The sequence below is a fragment of the Erythrobacter westpacificensis genome, assembly GCF_039542285.1.
Classification (GTDB): Bacteria; Pseudomonadota; Alphaproteobacteria; order Sphingomonadales; family Sphingomonadaceae; genus Alteraurantiacibacter; species Alteraurantiacibacter westpacificensis.
In genome coordinates this window covers 267,579-284,704 of the sequence record NZ_BAABHV010000009.1, presented here as the reverse complement: position 1 = coordinate 284,704, position 17,126 = coordinate 267,579, and the positions used below count along the sequence as shown (strand labels likewise).

The 17,126-nt window shown below is 63.4% G+C and carries 17 protein-coding genes; 4 read left to right on the top strand and 13 right to left on the bottom strand.

The window, feature by feature from the left end:
• Position 1 precedes the first annotated feature (1 nt).
• From ABFX23_RS06060 to ABFX23_RS06040, 5 genes are all read right to left on the bottom strand, one after another.
• On the bottom strand, positions 2-1,249 hold the full coding sequence (locus ABFX23_RS06060) for a class I SAM-dependent methyltransferase (RefSeq protein ID WP_346032204.1): 1,248 nt from the start codon (positions 1,247-1,249) through the stop codon (positions 2-4).
• A 16-nt stretch (positions 1,250-1,265) separates the two neighbouring features.
• Entirely contained in the window at positions 1,266-2,579 is a 1,314-nt protein-coding gene (locus ABFX23_RS06055; protein ID WP_346032203.1) for a class I SAM-dependent methyltransferase, read from the bottom strand.
• Between the two features lie 115 nt (positions 2,580-2,694).
• On the bottom strand, positions 2,695-3,435 hold the full coding sequence (locus ABFX23_RS06050) for a molybdopterin-binding protein (RefSeq protein WP_346032202.1): 741 nt from the start codon (positions 3,433-3,435) through the stop codon (positions 2,695-2,697).
• Positions 3,432-4,109, bottom strand: coding sequence for a cytochrome b/b6 domain-containing protein (locus ABFX23_RS06045; RefSeq protein ID WP_346032201.1), 678 nt, complete (start codon positions 4,107-4,109; stop codon positions 3,432-3,434). The genes ABFX23_RS06050 and ABFX23_RS06045 overlap by 4 nt, the downstream gene beginning before the upstream one ends.
• Entirely contained in the window at positions 4,106-4,867 is a 762-nt protein-coding gene (locus tag ABFX23_RS06040; protein ID WP_346032200.1) for an SDR family oxidoreductase, read from the bottom strand. The genes ABFX23_RS06045 and ABFX23_RS06040 overlap by 4 nt, the downstream gene beginning before the upstream one ends.
• A 99-nt stretch (positions 4,868-4,966) precedes the next feature.
• Between ABFX23_RS06040 and ABFX23_RS06035 the strand changes: the two genes are divergently transcribed.
• Positions 4,967-6,208: a PQQ-dependent sugar dehydrogenase gene (locus tag ABFX23_RS06035; protein WP_346032199.1), complete on the top strand. Its 1,242-nt coding sequence runs from the start codon at positions 4,967-4,969 to the stop codon at positions 6,206-6,208.
• 22 nt (positions 6,209-6,230) lie between these two features.
• Here the strand turns inward: ABFX23_RS06035 and ABFX23_RS06030 are convergent, their stop codons facing one another.
• The 4 genes from ABFX23_RS06030 to ABFX23_RS06015 all read right to left on the bottom strand — a co-directional run bounded on the left by ABFX23_RS06030 (position 6,231) and on the right by ABFX23_RS06015 (position 10,225).
• A complete protein-coding gene (locus ABFX23_RS06030; RefSeq protein WP_346032198.1) occupies positions 6,231-6,944 on the bottom strand; it encodes a COG3904 family protein in 714 nt (237 codons plus the stop codon).
• A complete protein-coding gene (locus ABFX23_RS06025) occupies positions 6,941-7,543 on the bottom strand; it encodes a hypothetical protein (RefSeq protein WP_346032197.1) in 603 nt (200 codons plus the stop codon). The genes ABFX23_RS06030 and ABFX23_RS06025 overlap by 4 nt, the downstream gene beginning before the upstream one ends.
• A gap of 112 nt (positions 7,544-7,655) precedes the next feature.
• Positions 7,656-9,713: an NAD(+) synthase gene (locus tag ABFX23_RS06020; RefSeq protein ID WP_346032196.1), complete on the bottom strand. Its 2,058-nt coding sequence runs from the start codon at positions 9,711-9,713 to the stop codon at positions 7,656-7,658.
• Positions 9,710-10,225 (bottom strand): CinA family protein, encoded by a 516-nt coding sequence (locus ABFX23_RS06015; protein ID WP_346032195.1) that lies wholly within the window; start codon positions 10,223-10,225, stop codon positions 9,710-9,712. Before ABFX23_RS06015 ends, ABFX23_RS06020 begins: the two co-directional genes overlap by 4 nt.
• A gap of 121 nt (positions 10,226-10,346) precedes the next feature.
• On the opposite strand from ABFX23_RS06015, the gene ABFX23_RS06010 reads away from it, so the two are divergent.
• Positions 10,347-11,567, top strand: a complete 1,221-nt coding sequence (locus tag ABFX23_RS06010) for an APC family permease (protein ID WP_346032194.1) — start codon at positions 10,347-10,349, stop codon at positions 11,565-11,567.
• Between the two features lie 67 nt (positions 11,568-11,634).
• Here ABFX23_RS06010 and ABFX23_RS06005 read toward each other — a convergent pair whose 3' ends face one another.
• Positions 11,635-12,108 (bottom strand): glycine zipper 2TM domain-containing protein, encoded by a 474-nt coding sequence (locus tag ABFX23_RS06005; RefSeq protein WP_346032193.1) that lies wholly within the window; start codon positions 12,106-12,108, stop codon positions 11,635-11,637.
• Positions 12,109-12,234: 126 nt separating this feature from the next.
• Positions 12,235-12,828 (bottom strand): class I SAM-dependent methyltransferase, encoded by a 594-nt coding sequence (locus tag ABFX23_RS06000; protein WP_346032192.1) that lies wholly within the window; start codon positions 12,826-12,828, stop codon positions 12,235-12,237.
• A 71-nt stretch (positions 12,829-12,899) separates the two neighbouring features.
• Here ABFX23_RS06000 and ABFX23_RS05995 point away from each other — a divergent pair, with 71 nt between their 5' ends.
• Entirely contained in the window at positions 12,900-14,150 is a 1,251-nt protein-coding gene (locus ABFX23_RS05995) for a DUF418 domain-containing protein (protein WP_346032191.1), read from the top strand.
• Here ABFX23_RS05995 and rlmN read toward each other — a convergent pair.
• On the bottom strand, positions 14,138-15,382 hold the full coding sequence (gene rlmN / locus ABFX23_RS05990; RefSeq protein WP_346032190.1) for a dual-specificity RNA methyltransferase RlmN: 1,245 nt from the start codon (positions 15,380-15,382) through the stop codon (positions 14,138-14,140). The genes ABFX23_RS05995 and rlmN overlap by 13 nt on opposite strands.
• Before the next feature lie 369 nt (positions 15,383-15,751).
• Between rlmN and ABFX23_RS05985 the strand changes: the two genes are divergently transcribed.
• A complete protein-coding gene (locus ABFX23_RS05985) occupies positions 15,752-16,441 on the top strand; it encodes an outer membrane protein (protein ID WP_346032189.1) in 690 nt (229 codons plus the stop codon).
• Positions 16,442-16,507: 66 nt separating this feature from the next.
• Here the strand turns inward: ABFX23_RS05985 and ABFX23_RS05980 are convergent, their stop codons facing one another.
• Positions 16,508-16,993: an invasion associated locus B family protein gene (locus tag ABFX23_RS05980; RefSeq protein WP_346032188.1), complete on the bottom strand. Its 486-nt coding sequence runs from the start codon at positions 16,991-16,993 to the stop codon at positions 16,508-16,510.
• Positions 16,994-17,126 lie beyond the last annotated feature (133 nt).

Below are 17,126 nucleotides of genomic sequence, written 5' to 3'. Positions count from 1 at the left end.
CCTAGCTGGAAAGCAGCTTGCGCTCTGCTTGTTCCATGTAATCGCGCGTCAGCGGCAGGGCATAGCGATTGCGGCTGTACTGCACCTGGAAGTTGCACAGGCCGCCCCATTCGAAAGTGGACGTCGCGGCGGCAAGGTAGAAGGTCCACATGCGGAAGAACCGCTCGTCGAACATGGCGACGATCTCATCGCGGTGCTCCATGCAGCGGGCATACCATTCGCGCAGCGTCTTTGCGTAATGCACGCGCAGCACTTCCACGTCGGTTGTCATCAGGCGAACCTTCTGGCTCGCTTCCATCATCTGGCTGAGCGAGGGGATGTAGCCGCCGGGGAAGATGTACTTGCGCGTGAATGCCTCCGCCGCCACAGGGCTGCCGAAGCGGCCGATGGTATGGAGCAGCATCACCCCGTCGCCGCTCAGCATCTTCGCGCAGTCGCGATAGAAGGTCTCGTACTGCGGCACGCCGACATGCTCGAACATGCCGACGGAGACGATGCGATCGTAAGTCTCTCCGCGCGTGGCAAGGTCGCGGTAATCCACCAGTTCGAAGGCCACGCGGTCCGAGACGCCCGCGGCTTCGGCGCGTTCGCGGGCGAGGGCGAGCTGCTCTTCGCTTAGCGTAATGCCCGTGACCTTCACGTCGGCACGGCTGGCAAGAAAGATCGCCATGCCACCCCAGCCGCACCCGATATCGAGTACATGATTGCCCGGCTCCAACATCAGCTTGGCGGCGATATGGGCAAGCTTCGCTTCCTGCGCCTCGCCCAGCGTCATGCCGTCTCGCGGCCAATAAGCACACGAATACTGCATGTGCTCTTCATCAAGCATCAACTTGTAGAGATCGTTGCCGATATCGTAGTGATGCGAAACATTATCCTTCGATTTGAAGGGGTTGTTTACGCTGTCCTTGATATAGGCGAGCCGTTTCAGGAGCTTGCGATGCGGCGCCATACGGCCGAAGCCGCCCTTCGCCTCCCACGGGGCATTGCGGCGCGCGAGTTCGATCAGCTCCATGATCCCGCCGCGCTCGATGATGATGCGGCCATCCATGTAGGCCTCGCCCACGCCCAGCTTGGTATCGAGCGCAATGTCGCGGATTACCTTGCCGTCCGCCAGGCGAATTTCCACGTCCGGGTAGTCCGGATGCGGCGTACCGTAGGTGGACGTCCGCCCATCGTGCAGGGTGAGTTTCAGCGTGCCATACGTGATGGCCTTGCCGATCAGCCGGTCGATCAGGGTCTGGCTCATCCTGTCCCTCTCCGCTCTATTCAGCAGCTTCCTTCAGCGCCGGATCGAGATGCCAGCGCGGCGGTTCTTCGAGGCTGCGCAGGCGGGCGCTTTCCTCGTAGACATAATCGCCCGTCGTCGGGATCGCGTCACGCTCCTTCACGTACTGGATCTGCCAGTTCACCAGCGTGCCGTGGCGGAAGCTCTGCTCCGCGCCCGCAAGGTAGAACTGCCACATGCGGAAGAATTCCTCGTCGTAGAGTTCGACCAGTTCCTCGCGGTGCATGGTGGTGCGATTGTACCATTCCTCCAGCGTGTGACTGTAGTGGAAGCGCATGGCCTCCACGTCCATGATCTGCCAGCCGGCCTTCTCGCTTTCGGTCACGAGTTCGGACAGGGCGGGGATATAGCCACCGGGGAAGATGTACTTGCGCGTCCAGGCGTCGGTAAAGCCGGGAGGGCCCGCACGGCCGCAACAGTGGCTGAACATCACGCCCTTGGGCGCGAGCAGTTCGTGCGTCTTCTTCATGAACTGCGGGTAGTGCGGGGTGCCGACATGCTCCAGCAGGCCGACCGAACTGATCCGGTCGAACGTGCCTTCGACGTCGCGGTAGTCCATCAGTGCGAACTTCACCTTGTCGGAAACGCCCGCTTCCTTCGCCCGCTCCTTGCAGAAGGCGATCTGGTCCGGTGCGAGGGCCACGCCCAGCACTTCCGCGCCGTAATGCTTGTTGAGGTAGAGCGCGAGGCCGCCCCAGCCGCAGCCGATATCGAGCACGCGCAAGGGGCGATCCATTTCGCGCGCCTGCTGCATGTACATCTTTGCGGCGATGTGCGCCTTCTTGTCGAGCTGCGCCTTCTCCAGAGAGTTCGACGTGTCGCGGTAGTAGCCCATGGTGTACTGCCGATCCTCGTCGAGGAACAGCTCGTACAGCCGCCGCGTCAGGTTGTATGTGTGCTCGGCGTTCTTGCGCGCCTTGGTCTTCAGGTTGACACTGTCGATCTTCGCCGCGGTCTTCTGCGCCAGCCGTTTCAGCGTGCCCTGCGGTTGCAGCGCCTTGTCGCCGTGCGCCTTGGCCTGGCTGGTGACGTAGAGCACCATGTCACGAATATCGTGCGGCTCCTCCACCTCCAGCCAGCCCCACATGTAGGCCTCGCCTGCGCCGACCTGGGGATAGCGGGCGATGTGGCTGCTCGCCTTCTTGTCGGTGAGGCGCACCCTGATCGGCTCGCCATATTCGCCGTTTACGTTGCCACCGGGGCCGTATTCGTAAACCTTGCCGTCGTAGTCGGTGATCACGAGCTTGCCCGCCCGGATCAGTTTTTTCAGCATCTTGTCGAGCAGCCACATAGAGCCCGCGTCCCCCGGTCATTGATTTGGTCCGGCAAGGTTTGCGGACCGATTGGCCGCCTGTCAATTCTGCGCAAGGATATGCGCCGCTAAGCGCGGTCGGGGCCCTGTCCGATCAGATACCGGCATACCACCGGTAGCCGCGATCTTCCCAGTAACCGCCGCTGCCGCCCCCGATATCGTCGAGGCTGGCGACCGCTTCGATGCCGGTGAGGTACTTGGCGTGCTTGTACCCGAGCTGGCGCTCGATCCGCAGGCGCAGCGGCGCGCCGTTGCGCACGGGAAGGGGTTCGCCGTTCAATTCGTGCGCGATGATGGTCTGCGGGTGGAAGGCATCGTCCATGTCGCAGCTTTCGTAATAGTCCGCGCCGTTGAGATTATCGGCGCAGCGGAAGACGATGAAATTCGCCTCCGGCTGCACGCCTGCCGCATCGAGGATCTGCGAGAGTTGCGGGCCGGTCCATTCGCCGATCGCGCTCCAGCCTTCTACACAGTCGTGGCGGGTGATCTGCGTGCGCTGGGGAAGGGCGCGGATGTCGTCCATCGACAATTCGCCGGGATTGTCCACCAGCCCGCCTACGGCCAGTCGCCAGTTGGCAAAACCTTCTGCCTCCGCAGCACGGTAGGCATCGGTATCGACGGTGAGGCTGCCGTTGCCGCGAAAGTATGGAGAGAGGTCGGCGCGGGTATATTCCGGCGCCATGGGAATGCGACCGCCGCCCAGCGCGCGGTGAAGCTCGCGGTGCCAGCCCTGCGCGCCGTCCACTACCTTGCCGAACCAGTCCGACTTGCCGATTTCGTTGCACCCGGCAAGGAAGGCACCAAGGCCCGCGACCAGGAAATTGCGACGCTTCATGGCTCTTTCCCCCCGGTAATCATGTCCCTGATCTGCCTGATCGGACCGGACGCCAGCACCAGCAGCACATGCACCACGAAGAAGGCAAACAGGCCCCAGGCGGCAAGGAAGTGCAGAGAACGCGCGCTTTGCCTGCCGCCGAATACCTCGGTTAGCCACGGCCAGGCGGCTTCCATGCCGGGGCTCATCACCATGCCGGTGAAGATCATCAGCGGGATCAGCACCAGGATCACGCTGGCGTAGGCGATTTTCTGCAGGATGTTGTACTTGCCCTCGCCGTGTTCGAAATTGAATTTCAGGTGCTCGCGAATGTCGCGCCAGATGTTGGAAGGTTTCCACTCTTTCGCACGGGCGAAAATATCGCGCTTCAGGTGGCCGTTGATGAGGGCCAGCACAAGGAAGGCGAGCAGCGAGAAGCCGAATACGAGGCTGAACACCACGTGCCAGTCACGCGCTGCGGCCAGGCTGTAGTAATCGGGAATTGTCGCCCAACCGGGGAAGCGGGGCACTTCCAGCCACGCCTGCTCCGGTGCGAAACCGGAATCGCCCCAGTAGAGGCGGCGGTGGGCGTTCGAGATGTTGAGCCCGCTCATGAACAGCACGATCACGCTGACAACGTTGATCCAGTGCCACAGCCGCGTGGACAGGGCGTGGCGTTTCTTCGGTTTCGTCATTCCCCGTTCCCTTCGCGTTCAAGGTATATAACGTCTCGCGGCTGGTTGAGCAGGTGCTGGCCCGAATCGACGTAGATCGCCTGCCCGCTGGCCAGCGGACCCTCCGCCAGGAACAGCGCGGCATCGGCCACTTCGCTAGCAGCGGTATGCCGTTCCAGCAGGTTCAGCCGGTGAGAGCGCTGGGCTTCCTCGCTGCTCTGGTCGTGGCTTGGCAGGATAGCTCCGGGGGCCAGCGTGTACACCCTGTCGCGCCCTTCGTGCACCATCGCCATCATCCGTGCGGCAATGTCGGCGGCGGACTTGCTCATCGTGTAGCTGAAGAAATCGGGGTTGAGGTTGGCCAGCTTCTGGTCCGTCACCTGGATGACGCGCCGCCCGTCATGGCTGCGCGCGTAGGCGAAATAGGCTTGCGCCAGCAGGGCGGGTGAGGCCGCGTTGATACGCATCGCCTTGCGGTTCGTCTCGATATCGAGTGCGTCGACATCGTCGGGTTCGAAAATAGATGCCGAATTGACGAGGCAGCGCCAGTCTTCCTGCTTTTCCGCCAGGTTACGCACCATCGTCGTCGCAGCATCGAGATCGACGAGGTCGCACTGCACCACCTCCGCGCCCTCCAGTTCTGCCGCCAGCTGGTCCGCCGCATCGCGCGAGGTGTTGCAGTGAATGATAACGTGCCAGCCCGCCCCGGCAAAGCACCGACACATCGCGGCACCCACACGTTTTGCGCCGCCAGTGACGAGGACGGACTTGCGTGTCATCGAAAAATGGACAAAGTCAATGCGAAAGGGGTCGTCATGACCCTACGATAGTGACGGGCCACGGCGACACAACCGGGCTTTTGGTTTGGGGAGAGGAAAATGATCTGGCGCTTTGGCTTCACAGCAGGTGTCGCGGCATTGGCATTGGCGACGGGAACGGCATCGGCCCAGGAGGAGCCCGCCCCCGCAAGGCCGATGTTCCAGGGCGCGGACCTCGGCTCCGGGCCGTGGGATTCTCATACCGAGCACGGTCCCATCCACCTGGAACTCGTCGCCGAACTTGAACGACCCTGGGGAATGGCTTTCCTGCCGGAAGGCGGAATGCTGGTGACCGAACGCGTCGGGCGGCTGCGCCATATCGATGCCGACGGCACGCTCGATCCGCAGCCGATCGCAGGGCTTCCCGCTATGTACACGCTCGGCATCGCGGGGCTGAAAGGCATTGCGCTGCACCCCGATTTCGCCGATAACCGGTTGGTTTACATGGCCTATTCCAAGGTCGATCCGGATGACGAGCAAGTTTCCACCCTTGCCGTGATGCGTGGGCGATGGGCCCCCGGTGCGCATGAACTGACCGATGTGGAAGACATCTTCGTGGCGGATACCTGGTACGGTGCGCAGCCGTTGCCGGAGCGGTGCTGCGGACAGGGACCGGCCTTCGGTTCCTACGGCGGTCGGCTGCTGTTCGATCCGGACGGATACCTGTTCGTCACCAGCGGTGACCGCAACTGGGGAGAACAGGTGCAGGACCCGGCATCCCACTACGGCAAGATCTTCCGCATGACCGACGAGGGCGAAGTGCCGCCGGGCAATCCCTGGGTCGGCATGGAGGGACACGAGCCGCTAACGTGGTCCACCGGCCACCGCAACCCGCTTGGTCTCGCCTACAACAGCCTCACGGGTGAGCTGTGGGAGAGCGAATTCGGCCCGCGCGGCGGGGACGAAGTCAATCGTATCCTGCGTGGTGGTAACTACGGCTGGATGCCGGTTACACAGGGGATGCATTACAACGGGCAGCAGGCGGAAGGTCTCCGCAACGTTCCCGGCATGATCGACCCCGTGCTGGTCTACGGTCCGCAAAGCTTCAATCCCGGAAACCTGATGTTCTATACCGGCGATCTGCTGGAAGACTGGCTGGGCGACATGCTCCTGGGCAGCTTCACGCAAGGTCTCTTGCGCTACGACACCGATAACACGGGCATGCCGATCGGAGAGCCGGAGCGTCTGCTGCAGGAGATGGGCCAGCGCTGGCGCGACGTGCAGCAGGCGCCCGATGGCAGCATCTACCTGCTGACGGACCAAGGCGAAGGCGTGGTCCTGCGACTAAGTCCCGGCGAGTAGGCCTGATCTCAGCCGGCTCCTCTCAGCCGCCCACGTTCATCACGTTGTATTCCAGCACTTCATCATCGCTCAGGCAGTAGCGGGTGCTGGGATCGGCATCGGTGCCGACCGCCTGCACCTGGTACATGACCTCGGTCAGCAACAGGCGGCTGATGCCCATGCGGATCAGGAAGTCGTTGTCTTCGCTCGCCAGCAGGGCGGAGCTTTGCTCGATCGCGCCGATAAGCTCCGTGGTCGCCTCTGTGCCGTCCAGCACACTCTCGTTGATGACAGAGCGGTCGCCCGTGTGGGTGAACATGTGCACCATGAAGATGCCACCCGGGTCCACGTGACGGATACTGCCGCCCATGAACACGAAATTGCAGGCGGAGAAGCAGGCCCAGCCGCTGGGAATGCGCGTTACCATTCCGGGGTAGGAGCGGATGATGCGGCCCGCCTCGTTACCTGCGCGCGCGTCTCCCCCGCGAGACTTTATCCAGATTTCGCCGATCATCGGATCGGCCTCGATGGCTTCGCGCAGCCGATCGGGAAAACCCGTGTCCACCATTCCCTCGGCCACCAGCACGTTCATGTCCTCGCCCTCGCGGGTGGACAATTGCATGCGTTCGGCTGGGCCCCAGTCCGGCTCGGCCGGGCAGGTGGGATTGGCCGGGTCCATCGCCGATTGCGCCGCGCCTTGCGCTGACAGCGAGACCAGCGCGCCGATGGCAAGCAATGTACGGGAAAGCCGCCTCATGCGGCGATGGCGTAGCGCGGGGATGGCGGACGGCGACACATGCGCTTGTCGGCGCGGGTCTCTTCGCCCGAAACGATGATCACGTCGGATACGACGATGCAATCAAGGCCTTGCCCCGGACGTTCATCGCGGGACGTGACGGTGGAACGACCCGAGACACCCTCGCGCGTTTCCGATACCCACGCCGATGTCGCTCCGACTTCCGCACCGCTGCCATCGTCGGTGCCGCGCGTTGCCGCCATTGTCGCTTCCGCGGCCTGGCGCTGCTCTTCCGGATCGAGGCGGCAGGCGATGGCGCCGGTCAACTGGTCGGAAAACTCCGCCACCGGCAGGAAGGACGAAACGCCCGCCCGGTTGGCCACATCACGGCTCGCCCGCCCAAGGATGCCGCCGAGCACGGCCCGACCGACCGAGGGGCTGGAGTCCTGCACGCACTCTTCCTGCGTCTGCGGCTCGTCCTCGTCCTGGTTTTCCGCAGCGTTGCGGGCATCGTTGATGACGCGGCCAATCCCGCCGAACTGGGCGCTCGCCGGCGCGGCAAGTGAAGCCAGCGCAAAGGGCGCGAGGACGATACCTGCGATGCGAATGAGCTTTTTCATGTCGACTGCCCCCGCAGTTGCCTAAGGCATGGGCCGGATTATCCGGCAAACCTCCACACTTGCAGTAGTCTACGTGCCGCGGGCAGGCCCGTCAAACGGCGACCTGCACAGGTCAGTCGGGCAAGTTGTCGCGCAGGTCTGCCAGCCAGACGTCGGCCACGGCATCGCTGGGCGCGCGCCAGTCGCCGCGCGGCGACAACGCGCCGCCTGCGCTGACCTTCGGCCCGTTGGGCAGGGCGCTGCGCTTGAACTGGCTATACTGGAAGAACCGGCGGGCGAAGTTTTCCAGCCACTTGCGGATGGTGGGCAGGTCGTATTCGTTCTTCAGTTCCGGCGGGAAGGCGTGCGGCCACAGCCCCTCGTCCCTGTCGCGCCACGCGTGCCAGCACAGGAACGCGATGTGGCTGGGCGATTGTCCGTAGCGGATCGTGTGGTGCAGGAAGAAATCGTTCAGCTCGTAAGGGCCGATGATGCTTTGCGTGCTCTGGATCTCGCCGGTCGAGTCGGCAGGCACGAGCTCGGGGCTGATCTCGGTGTTCAGCACGGCTTCCAGCACCTCGTCGCTGCCGGGATCGAACTGCCGGCTGCTCACGGTCCAGCGGATCAGGTACTGGATCAGCGTCTTGGGCACGCCGGAATTGACGGCGTAGTGGCTCATCTGGTCGCCGACGCCATAGGTACACCAGCCAAGGGCCAGTTCGCTCAGGTCGCCGGTGCCGATGACGAAGCCCTTATGATGGCCCGCCAGGCGGAACAGGTAATCGGTGCGCAGCCCTGCCTGGACGTTCTCGAACGTCACATCGTAGTGCGGTTCGCCGTCGGCGAAGGGGTGTCCCATGTCCTCCAGCATCTGCCGGGCGGCGGGCCTGATGTCGATTTCCTCGGCCGTGCAGCCAAAGGCTTCCATCAGCTTCCAGGCGTTGGACTTGGTCTCGTCCGAAGTGGCGAAGCCCGGCATGGTGTAGGCACGGATGGTGGAACGGGGCAGGCCGAGCATGTCGCACGCCTTGGCCGCCACGATCAGCGCGTGGGTGGAATCGAGACCGCCCGAAATGCCGATCACGAGGCTTTCCGGCTTCGTCGCCGTGATCCGCCGCATGAGCGCATCGACCTGGATGTTGAACGCCTCGTAGGCGTCCTGATCCAGCATGTCCTGCCGGTTGGGCACGAAAGGGAAGCGGCGGATGGGGCGGCGAAGGCCGATGTCGCCGCGTTCGTAGGTGTGTTCGAAACCGATGGTGCGGTAGTTGTCCTCGGGCCGTCCGGCATCTTCGGCGGCATCGTTGAACGTGCCCATCCGCATCCGCTCGTTCAGGATACGACGCGTGTCGACATCGGTGACGCACAGCTCCGGCTCCAGTTCGAAGCGCACGCTTTCCACCATCAGGTCGCCCAGTTCGTAGATCATGCCCTGGCCGTCCCACGAAAGGTCCGTCGTGCTCTCGCCGAAACCGCTGGCGGAATAGGCATAGGCGCAGACGTTGCGGCTGGAACTGGCGCGGCTGAGCAGGTGCCGTTCGTCCGACTTGCCGATGGTAATGTTGCTGGCGGACAGGTTCAGGAGGATGGTGGCACCGGCGAGCGCGGCCATCGTGCCGGGCTGGACCGGGCTCCAGAAATCCTCGCAGATCTCGATGCCGAAAGTGAAGCCGGGCAGGTTCTGCGCAGCGAAGATCAGGTCGACACCGAAAGGCACTTCCGCCCCGTTCACGCCGATCCACAGGTCGCGGCAATTGTTGCCGCGCGCGAACCAGCGCTTTTCGTAGAACTCGCGGTAATTGGGCAGATAACTCTTGGGCACGGCGCCCAGCACCTCGCCGTGGGCGATCACCACGGCGCAGTTGTAGATGCGCCCATTGCGACGCAGCGGCGCGCCGATCACCAGCACCGGGGTCAAGTCCTCGCTGGCCGCTTGGATATTCTCGATGTGGGCCTCCACGCTATCCAGCAGGGCGGCCTGGATATGCAGGTCGTCCAGTGCGTAGGAGGACAGGCACATCTCCGGATAGAGCAGCAGGTCCACGTTCTGCTCGTGCGCCATCTTCGCCTGGGCGATGATGCCATCGGCATTGTAGGCTACATCGGCGGTGCGAACCTTGGGCGTGCTGGTGGCAACGCGAACGAAGCCGTGCGTGTGCAGGTCGAAGAAGGGGTGCGTATCGGCGCTCATGCGTCGATCTGCTCGGCGATGAGATCAAGCGCGGTGTCGAGTGCGGCAATGCGCACGCCCTGGCGACCCTGCGGGCCGAAATGGCATTCCTTGTGGTTCATCGCGCCACCTTTGCTGCAACATGCGAAATGGACAAGCCCTTCCTCTCCCTCGTCGTCTTTTCCCGGCGGGCCGGCGTAACCGGTGATCGACAGTGCCACGCGTGCCCTGGCGTGAGACAGGGCCCCGCGCGCCATCGCGATCGCCACCTCCCGGCTGACCGCGCCGCAATCCGTCACCATCTGCCGGTCCAGCCCAAGGAGATCGCACTTCGCCTCGTCGGAATAGACGATGAAGCTGCGCTCGAAGATGTGGCTGCAACCGGGAATGTCGGTGAGCAGGGCCGACAGCAATCCACCGGTGCAACTCTCGGCCGCAGTTATCGGCATGTCCGCCTCGCAGGCCTTCTCCAGGACGTCGCGAGCCTTTTCCTGCAGTTCGTGAGGCAAGGCTGGGCCAAGCGTCTCCGCCATCGGTTTTCTCCTGCATCCCAGTGTCGGGAATATACGAAAGGTGCCGGGGCGAAGTTCCGCGCGGATGCGGAACCGGCACCTGCGCGGCCCATTGGCAAGGGTAGGACAAGAGGAGACGTGCATGTCGCTCGAACGCTCGATGGGGCTGGGCAACCTGATATTCTATGGAACCGGCACCATCCTGGGGGCCGGCATATTCGTGGTAATCGGCGAGGTGATGGGAAAGGCCGGGCCGGGGGCACCGCTGGCCTATGGCGTGGCCGGACTTGTCGCCGTGTTCACGGCGCTGTCCTTCGCCGAGATCGGCGCACGGATTCCGACGGCGGGCGGCGCGATCGACTATGTGGAGGAAGCATTCGGCACGTCCCGCGCGCTGCCTTCCGTGGCAGGATGGATGCTGATCGCTGCCAACATCGTCTCCGGCGCGACGATCTCAACCGGTTTCGTCAGCTATCTCGCCAGTTTCGTCGACGTTCCGCACTGGATCGCAACGCTGGGCATCGTCGGCCTTGCGGGCGGCATCTCGATCGTCGGCATGAAGCAGAGCGCCTGGTTCATGACCATCACCACGGCGCTGGGCCTTGTCACCCTGCTGGCTATCCTCTGGCTAGCGCGGGACGGTCTCATGGCCTGGCCGGGCAAGCTGATGAGCGGAGAGGCATTCTCGGGCGGGCAGGCGTGGAGCGGCATCCTGGCGGGCGCTTTCCTCGCCATCTATTCCTTCATCGGGTTCGGCGACATGGCGCAGACTGCGGAGGAACTGAAAGAGCCCAAGCGCAACCTGCCGCGCGGCATCATCGTCACCATTGTCATCGTTTTTGTCTTCTACCTCGCCATCGCGGCTGCATTAGGCGGGCGGAGCGATATCGGCGAAATTGCCGAGGCAGATGCGCCACTCGTCTACGCCGCGGTGCAGGACCAGGGGATGCTGCAGACGGTGCTGGTGATTGCCAGCCTGCTGGTGATCGTCAACGGCGCTTTGACCCAGGTGGTTGCCGCCAGCCGCCTGCTGATGGACATGGGCCGCGACGGGCGCAGCGGAATGCCCGGCTGGCTTGGCTCAGTAAGCGAGCGGACGGACACGCCGGTGATCGCAACCCTGATTACGACCGGGATCGTGCTGGCGCTCGCGCTGTTCATTCCGCTGGGCACGCTGGCGAGCGGCACCAGCCTCGCCATCCTGATCGTCTTTGCCATGGTCAATGCGGCCCTGTGGCGATTGAAGAACCGCAACCAGCCCGACGATGTGCCGAACCTGTGGAAGGCGGTGCCGATTCTGGGCTGTGCGTTCTGCGTGCTCACCATCGTCGGACAGGTCATCTTGTGGACCACGGGCCTCTGACGAAAAACGCCGCCGCTCCGCAGGACTGGAGCGACGGCGTCACAGGAGAAATAACTCCGCTCGGGACTTAGCGGCAGCGAGCCTCGCCGCGGTCGATTTCGCGTCCGAGCACGGCGCCGAGCGCTGCGCCCAGGACGGTGCCGACGGTACGGTCGCCGCGGGTGTCGATGGTCCGTCCGACCAGTGCGCCACCGGCGGCACCGATGATCAGGCCGGTCGTGCCGTTGTCACGCTCGCAGTAGTAACGGCCATCGCGGCCCTGCCACACGCGGTCGCCGCGGCGCACGCGGCGCGGTTCGTAATAGCGGCCACGGTCATCGTAGACGCGATGGCGGCGGTCGCGGTCGCGATAGCGGCGGTCGCGGCGATCGTCGCGATCATAGCGGACCTCGTAACGGTCATAGCGGTCGTAACGGTCATGCCGGTCGTTGTCGCGATAACCATGCGCCGGTGCCCAAGGCGGCGGTCCGCCCTGCGCCATGGCGGGGGCGGCGGGAATGGCCAGCGAGGCGGCGGCGATTGCTAGAAGTGTCTTTTTCATGGGCTTTACCTTTCCGATTCGACATCGCTCGGGTGTCTGACAGCCCTTTTCGTTCAGACAGGTGATACTGAAGATGAACGGCCCGTTGGGTTTTGAAAATTGCGACGAGCCGTTATTTGCCGCGGTTCAGCCGTGTTTTCTTGCAGTTATGGCGATCCAGTCACGCTCTACCTTGTCGAGGCCGCCGTCGCGGTAATCCTCCACCTCTTCCAGGTGCCAGCCGGCATCGCCGTAGAGGTCGAGAAGATGCTGCCGGGGGGAGAAGTTATAGAGCCGCCCGAACTTGTCGCGATCGTCGCCGTCGCCCAGCTTGTAGTTGGCGAAGAACAATCCGCCGGGGCGGACGGCGCGACGAACGCGCGCCAAAACGTCGCCAAGCCCCGCCAACGGCTGGTGGTGCAGCGAGGCATGAGCCCAGACCGCATCATAGGCTTCCACTGCGTCGAGGTCCTCGAACCTCAGCAGGCGCACGTCCTGCCCGGTGCGCTCTCGCGCTTTCTTCGCCATGCCCTTCGAGCCATCGGTCATGTCGACGCTGAACCCGCGCTCGATCATTCGGCTGGCATCGCGCCCACCGCCGCAGCCGAGTTCGAGGATGTGCGCGCCGTCGGGCAACTGGTCGAGGAAAGCATCGAGATACCGCGCCGGCCCCTGCGCGAAGCTCATCGTATAGCTTGGCGCTTCCCGATCATAGAAGGCGAGGGTGGCTTCGTCGGTCATGAAGCAGATAACTAACGCGGGCTTTGCATGGCGGGCAAGCAGAAGTAGGCTTTCCGCTAAAGGGGGCGGTCATGGTCAATCACGCAAGCGGTGCAGCGCCCGTCACGGCCACGGAGCGGCTCGGCGAACTCGATGTCTTGCGCGGCTTCGCGCTTCTTGGGGTGTTGCTGGCCAATGTGCTGGAGGCTGCCTATCCGCCGTGGCTGGCGACCGAGGCGCAGCTTGCGGCCTTGCCGACTTCCGACCTGGACAGCACGGTATTCTTTCTCGAGCAGTGGCTGGTCTACGGCAAGGCCAACACGATCTTCGCCACTCTGTTCGGCATCGGTTTCTGGGTCCAGCTGGAAAGGTTGCGCGCACGCGGCGGTGATTTTGAACGCATCTACGTTCGGCGTTTAAGCATCCTGCTGGCGTTGGGCGCCTTTCACGCGATCTTCATCTGGGTCTGGGACATCCTGCACCTCTACGCCCTGGCCGGCTTTGCGCTGTTCTTCATGCGCAAGCTGAGCGCGCGCGCATTTCTCGTTCTCGGCCTGTTACTCGCCATTCTTGGCGAACCGCTGATCTCCCTCATGGTCGATACCGTCGGTTTGCCCGACTACGCGGGGCCCTATTTCAGCGATACTGCGATTGTCGCCCGGCAGACGGCAAGCCAGGCTGGCGACTATCTGGCGCTGCTGGAGATATTCACGAAGATAACCTTTTTTGCCTGGATCGGGCAGGGCGTGATTGTCGGCTGGGCATTGTACGCGCTCGGGCGCTTCCTGCTGGGTGCCTTTATCGCGCGCAAGGGATGGATCCGACGCGCAACCGAACTGCGCAAGAGCTATATCCTTACCTTGCTGGTAGCGCTCCCTGTCGGACTGGGCGGGCAGTATATCGTTGCGTCGGTTAACACCGGCGCGATGAACACGCCGGGCGACCTCGAGTGGGTGCTGACACTACTGCACGAGGTCAGCAAGCCGATCCTGAGCCTCGCCTACGGTTGCGCCCTGATCCTGGTGTTTCATTCGGCAGCGAGGCCACTGGTGGTGCTGTTCGGGCCGGTCGGGCGCATGGCACTGACCAATTACGTGTCGCAGAGCTTCTTCATCGGCTACCTGCTGTTCGGCATCGGGCCGGGCCGTGCGCTGGCGGGATACGCCGGAACCGCCCATCTGGCCGTCCAGTCGCTCTATTTCTTCGCGTTCCAGATAGTCTTCAGCGTCGTCTGGCTGAGGCTATTCAACTACGGGCCGCTGGAATACCTTTGGCGCTGGGCCACCTATGAGCAGCGTCCGCGCCTCGTGCGGTCGAGCGCGGCTGAAGCTCAGCCTGCGTGAGCAGCCGCTTCCGCCGCCTCGCGATCGCGCTGGGCCCGGCTCTTCTTTTCGGCAGCAGTCTTCAATTGGCCGCAAGCCGCGTCGATATCGCGGCCGCGCGGGGTGCGGACGGGGGCGGAGATGCCGCCTTCGAACACGATGTCGGAAAAGCGCTTGATCCGCTCCGGCGTCGAGCACTCGTACGCAGCGCCGGGCCACGGATTGAACGGGATGAGATTGACCTTGGCGGGCAGCTTGTAGGCTTTCAGCAGGCGGAGCAGTTCGCGCGCGTCATCGTCGCTGTCGTTCTTGTCCTTCAGCATCACGTATTCGAACGTGATGCGACGGGCGTTGCTCGCGCCGGGATAGTCCGCGCAGGCCTGCAGCAGTTCTTCCAGACCGTACTTCTTGTTGATCGGCACGATCTCGTCGCGGATTTCCTTGGTCACCGCGTGGAGTGAGACGGCAAGGTTCACGCCGATCTCCTCGCCGCAGCGGGCCATGGCGGGCACGACGCCGCTGGTGGACAGCGTGATGCGGCGCTTGGAGAGGGCCAGACCATCGCCGTCCATCACCAGTTGCAGCGCATCGCGCACGTTGTCGAAATTGTAGAGCGGCTCACCCATGCCCATCATCACGATGTTGGTGAGCAGGCGGCCGTCGGCAGTGTACTCGGCTTCGCTCTCGTCGCCCAGGTCGTCCATCCGGCCCTTGGGCCATTCGCCAAGAGAGTCGCGTGCGAGCATCACCTGGCCCACGATCTCGCCCGGCGTCAGGTTGCGCACGAGGCGCATGGTGCCAGTGTGGCAGAAGCGGCAGTTGAGCGTGCAGCCGACCTGGCTGGAAACGCACAGGGTGCCCCGGTCCGCATCGGGGATGAAGACCATCTCGAACTCGTGTCCGTCGCTGGTCTTGAGCAGCCACTTGCGCGTGCCGTCGGTGGAATGCTGCGCCTCCACCACGTCCGGGCGGCCGATGACGAAGCGTTCCGCCAGCCACGGGCGCATGGTCTTGGCGATGTCGGTCATCGCCTCGAAATCGGTGACGCCGCGGTGGTAGAGCCAGTGGAACACCTGCTTGGCGCGCAGCTTGGCCTGCCGCTTGTCCAGCCCTGCGCCTTCGAAAAGCGCGGTGATGTCCTTCTTCGGCAGACCGATCAGGTCTACGCGTCCATCCTCGCGCGGCGTGATGTCACGCGCGACGGGAACCGGATCAACCTGTCCGGGAATGCTCATCAGTGTCGTATCGGCCATGGGAACCGCGCATATAGGGATAAGCACCCCGTTTGGGAAGCGGGCGCGGAATCTGCCTTTCAGGGTTGGTTCCGCAGGCTGTGTCGGTGAGCCGAGAAGTATGATCGACTAGCTGCGGGGAACCGCGTTTTCCGCGCTGGATCGGGCTTCGCATGCGCCGAATTGTGTTCGATTGGTGCGCCCTTCGGGTTTTTCCGAAGCGTTCCCGCCGCTCGTCGAGCAAATATGTCGTTCTGTCGAGCAACAATGTTGCTGAAAAACCACACCGGAATCGTTGTGAAAGGTTAATGAAACGAAGTCCGCCTGCGCTTCATTCTGGCTGTCCAAACGCGGGAAAATCCGCGTTTTTGAATACGAATGGAGACTACAATGAAAAAGGGTATCGCACTCATCCTCGCAACCGCATCGGCAACCGCCCTGGCCGTTCCCGCCGCCGCGCAGGACAACTCGGCTTTCACCGGCCCGCGCATCGAAGGCATCGCCGGCTATGACATCAGCAAGGCCGGCAGCGACGTCGACAACGAACTGAACGACGAGGACGACGAGTCCATCGACGGCTTCATGTACGGCGTGGGCATCGGTTACGATTTCCCGGTGGGCGACCGCGTGGTGCTGGGTCTCGAGGCCGAAGGCACCTTCTCGACCGCTGAAACCGAAGTCGTCGATGGCGACCTCGAAGACCTCGGCTTCGGTGCCGAACTCGACACGGGCCGCGATCTCTACGTCGGCGCGCGTGCGGGTGTCGTCGCCGGCGAGAACCTGCTGCTCTACGCCAAGGGCGGTTACACCAACGCTCGCTACAACCTGCTGGCCGATGACGGGACGACCGAGCTCGAAACCGACGTCGACCTCGACGGCTGGCGCGTCGGCGCTGGCGCAGAATACGCCATGAGCGAGAACACCTTCGTGAAGCTGGAATACCGTTATTCCAACTACACCGAGGGTGAGTTCGACTTCAACGACGACGACTTCTTCGATTCCGACACCGGCGAAAGCGACCGCTTCGACGCAGACCTGGACCGTCATCAGGTTGCCGTTGGCTTCGGCCTGCGCTTCTGATCGAAGCCTGATGTGAATGAAACGGGGCCGGGAGGAGCAATCCTTCCGGCCCTTTTTCTTTGCGCGCTATCGAGAGGCGCAGCCCACGCTGGCGGCGTCGAGCGCTGTTGCAGCGCCTTCCAGCGAATAGCGATCGGTGAAGCGGTTGCCGCGATTGTCGGTGGCGCTGATGCTCATGCGGTTGCCGCTGCGCATCGCGGCGACAATGGCGGCATCATCGCTGCCATCCACGGCCCAGCCTTCGTTGCCGCCGCCTGTCAGGTCGAACCGCTGGCTGCCTATGGCGAGGCGCAGGCGCGGGCTGTCCGACAATTCCCGGCTCAGGCGGAAATGCACTTGTCCGCGCACTCGGCGCTCAGGCCAAGTGCCGACGCTGGCGTAGGGTTCGAAGTCGCGCCGGTTACGACTGTCCACCGCTTCCGCGATGGCATAGCAACGCGGCACCTCCGCATCGCGAAAAGCGCCCCAATGTCCGAACACGCCAAGACTATCCTTCGCGGCGACAGGCGTTGCGAAGGCTAGCAGGGCAAGCGGAATGAGAAGTTGCTTCATGCCTGTTCTATAGGCGACTGTATCGCGCCTGTGGAATCCCGAAAATCGTATCATCTGAATCCGGTTTTTCTGGAATTTTTGCGAGATTTCTGCAATATGAATGCAACGGGAAGGGGCATCCGGAAAAATTGAC

Excerpts from the sequence above, each read along its gene's own strand:
- ABFX23_RS06055 (WP_346032203.1), bottom strand. The coding sequence starts at position 2,579 with ATGTGGCTGCTCGACAAGATGCTGAAAAAACTGATCCGGGCGGGCAAG.
- ABFX23_RS06020 (WP_346032196.1), bottom strand. The coding sequence starts at position 9,713 with ATGAGCGCCGATACGCACCCCTTCTTCGACCTGCACACGCACGGCTTC.
- rlmN (WP_346032190.1), bottom strand. The coding sequence starts at position 15,382 with ATGGCCGATACGACACTGATGAGCATTCCCGGACAGGTTGATCCGGTT.
- ABFX23_RS06025 (WP_346032197.1), bottom strand. The coding sequence starts at position 7,543 with ATGAAAAAGCTCATTCGCATCGCAGGTATCGTCCTCGCGCCCTTTGCG.
- ABFX23_RS06045 (WP_346032201.1), bottom strand. The coding sequence starts at position 4,109 with ATGACGAAACCGAAGAAACGCCACGCCCTGTCCACGCGGCTGTGGCAC.
- ABFX23_RS06015 (WP_346032195.1), bottom strand. The coding sequence starts at position 10,225 with ATGGCGGAGACGCTTGGCCCAGCCTTGCCTCACGAACTGCAGGAAAAG.
- ABFX23_RS06050 (WP_346032202.1), bottom strand. The coding sequence starts at position 3,435 with ATGAAGCGTCGCAATTTCCTGGTCGCGGGCCTTGGTGCCTTCCTTGCC.
- ABFX23_RS06010 (WP_346032194.1), top strand. The coding sequence starts at position 10,347 with ATGTCGCTCGAACGCTCGATGGGGCTGGGCAACCTGATATTCTATGGA.
- ABFX23_RS06040 (WP_346032200.1), bottom strand. The coding sequence starts at position 4,867 with ATGACACGCAAGTCCGTCCTCGTCACTGGCGGCGCAAAACGTGTGGGT.
- ABFX23_RS06035 (WP_346032199.1), top strand. The coding sequence starts at position 4,967 with ATGATCTGGCGCTTTGGCTTCACAGCAGGTGTCGCGGCATTGGCATTG.
- ABFX23_RS05980 (WP_346032188.1), bottom strand. The coding sequence starts at position 16,993 with ATGAAGCAACTTCTCATTCCGCTTGCCCTGCTAGCCTTCGCAACGCCT.
- ABFX23_RS05995 (WP_346032191.1), top strand. The coding sequence starts at position 12,900 with ATGGTCAATCACGCAAGCGGTGCAGCGCCCGTCACGGCCACGGAGCGG.
- ABFX23_RS05985 (WP_346032189.1), top strand. The coding sequence starts at position 15,752 with ATGAAAAAGGGTATCGCACTCATCCTCGCAACCGCATCGGCAACCGCC.
- ABFX23_RS06000 (WP_346032192.1), bottom strand. The coding sequence starts at position 12,828 with ATGACCGACGAAGCCACCCTCGCCTTCTATGATCGGGAAGCGCCAAGC.
- ABFX23_RS06030 (WP_346032198.1), bottom strand. The coding sequence starts at position 6,944 with ATGAGGCGGCTTTCCCGTACATTGCTTGCCATCGGCGCGCTGGTCTCG.
- ABFX23_RS06005 (WP_346032193.1), bottom strand. The coding sequence starts at position 12,108 with ATGAAAAAGACACTTCTAGCAATCGCCGCCGCCTCGCTGGCCATTCCC.
- ABFX23_RS06060 (WP_346032204.1), bottom strand. The coding sequence starts at position 1,249 with ATGAGCCAGACCCTGATCGACCGGCTGATCGGCAAGGCCATCACGTAT.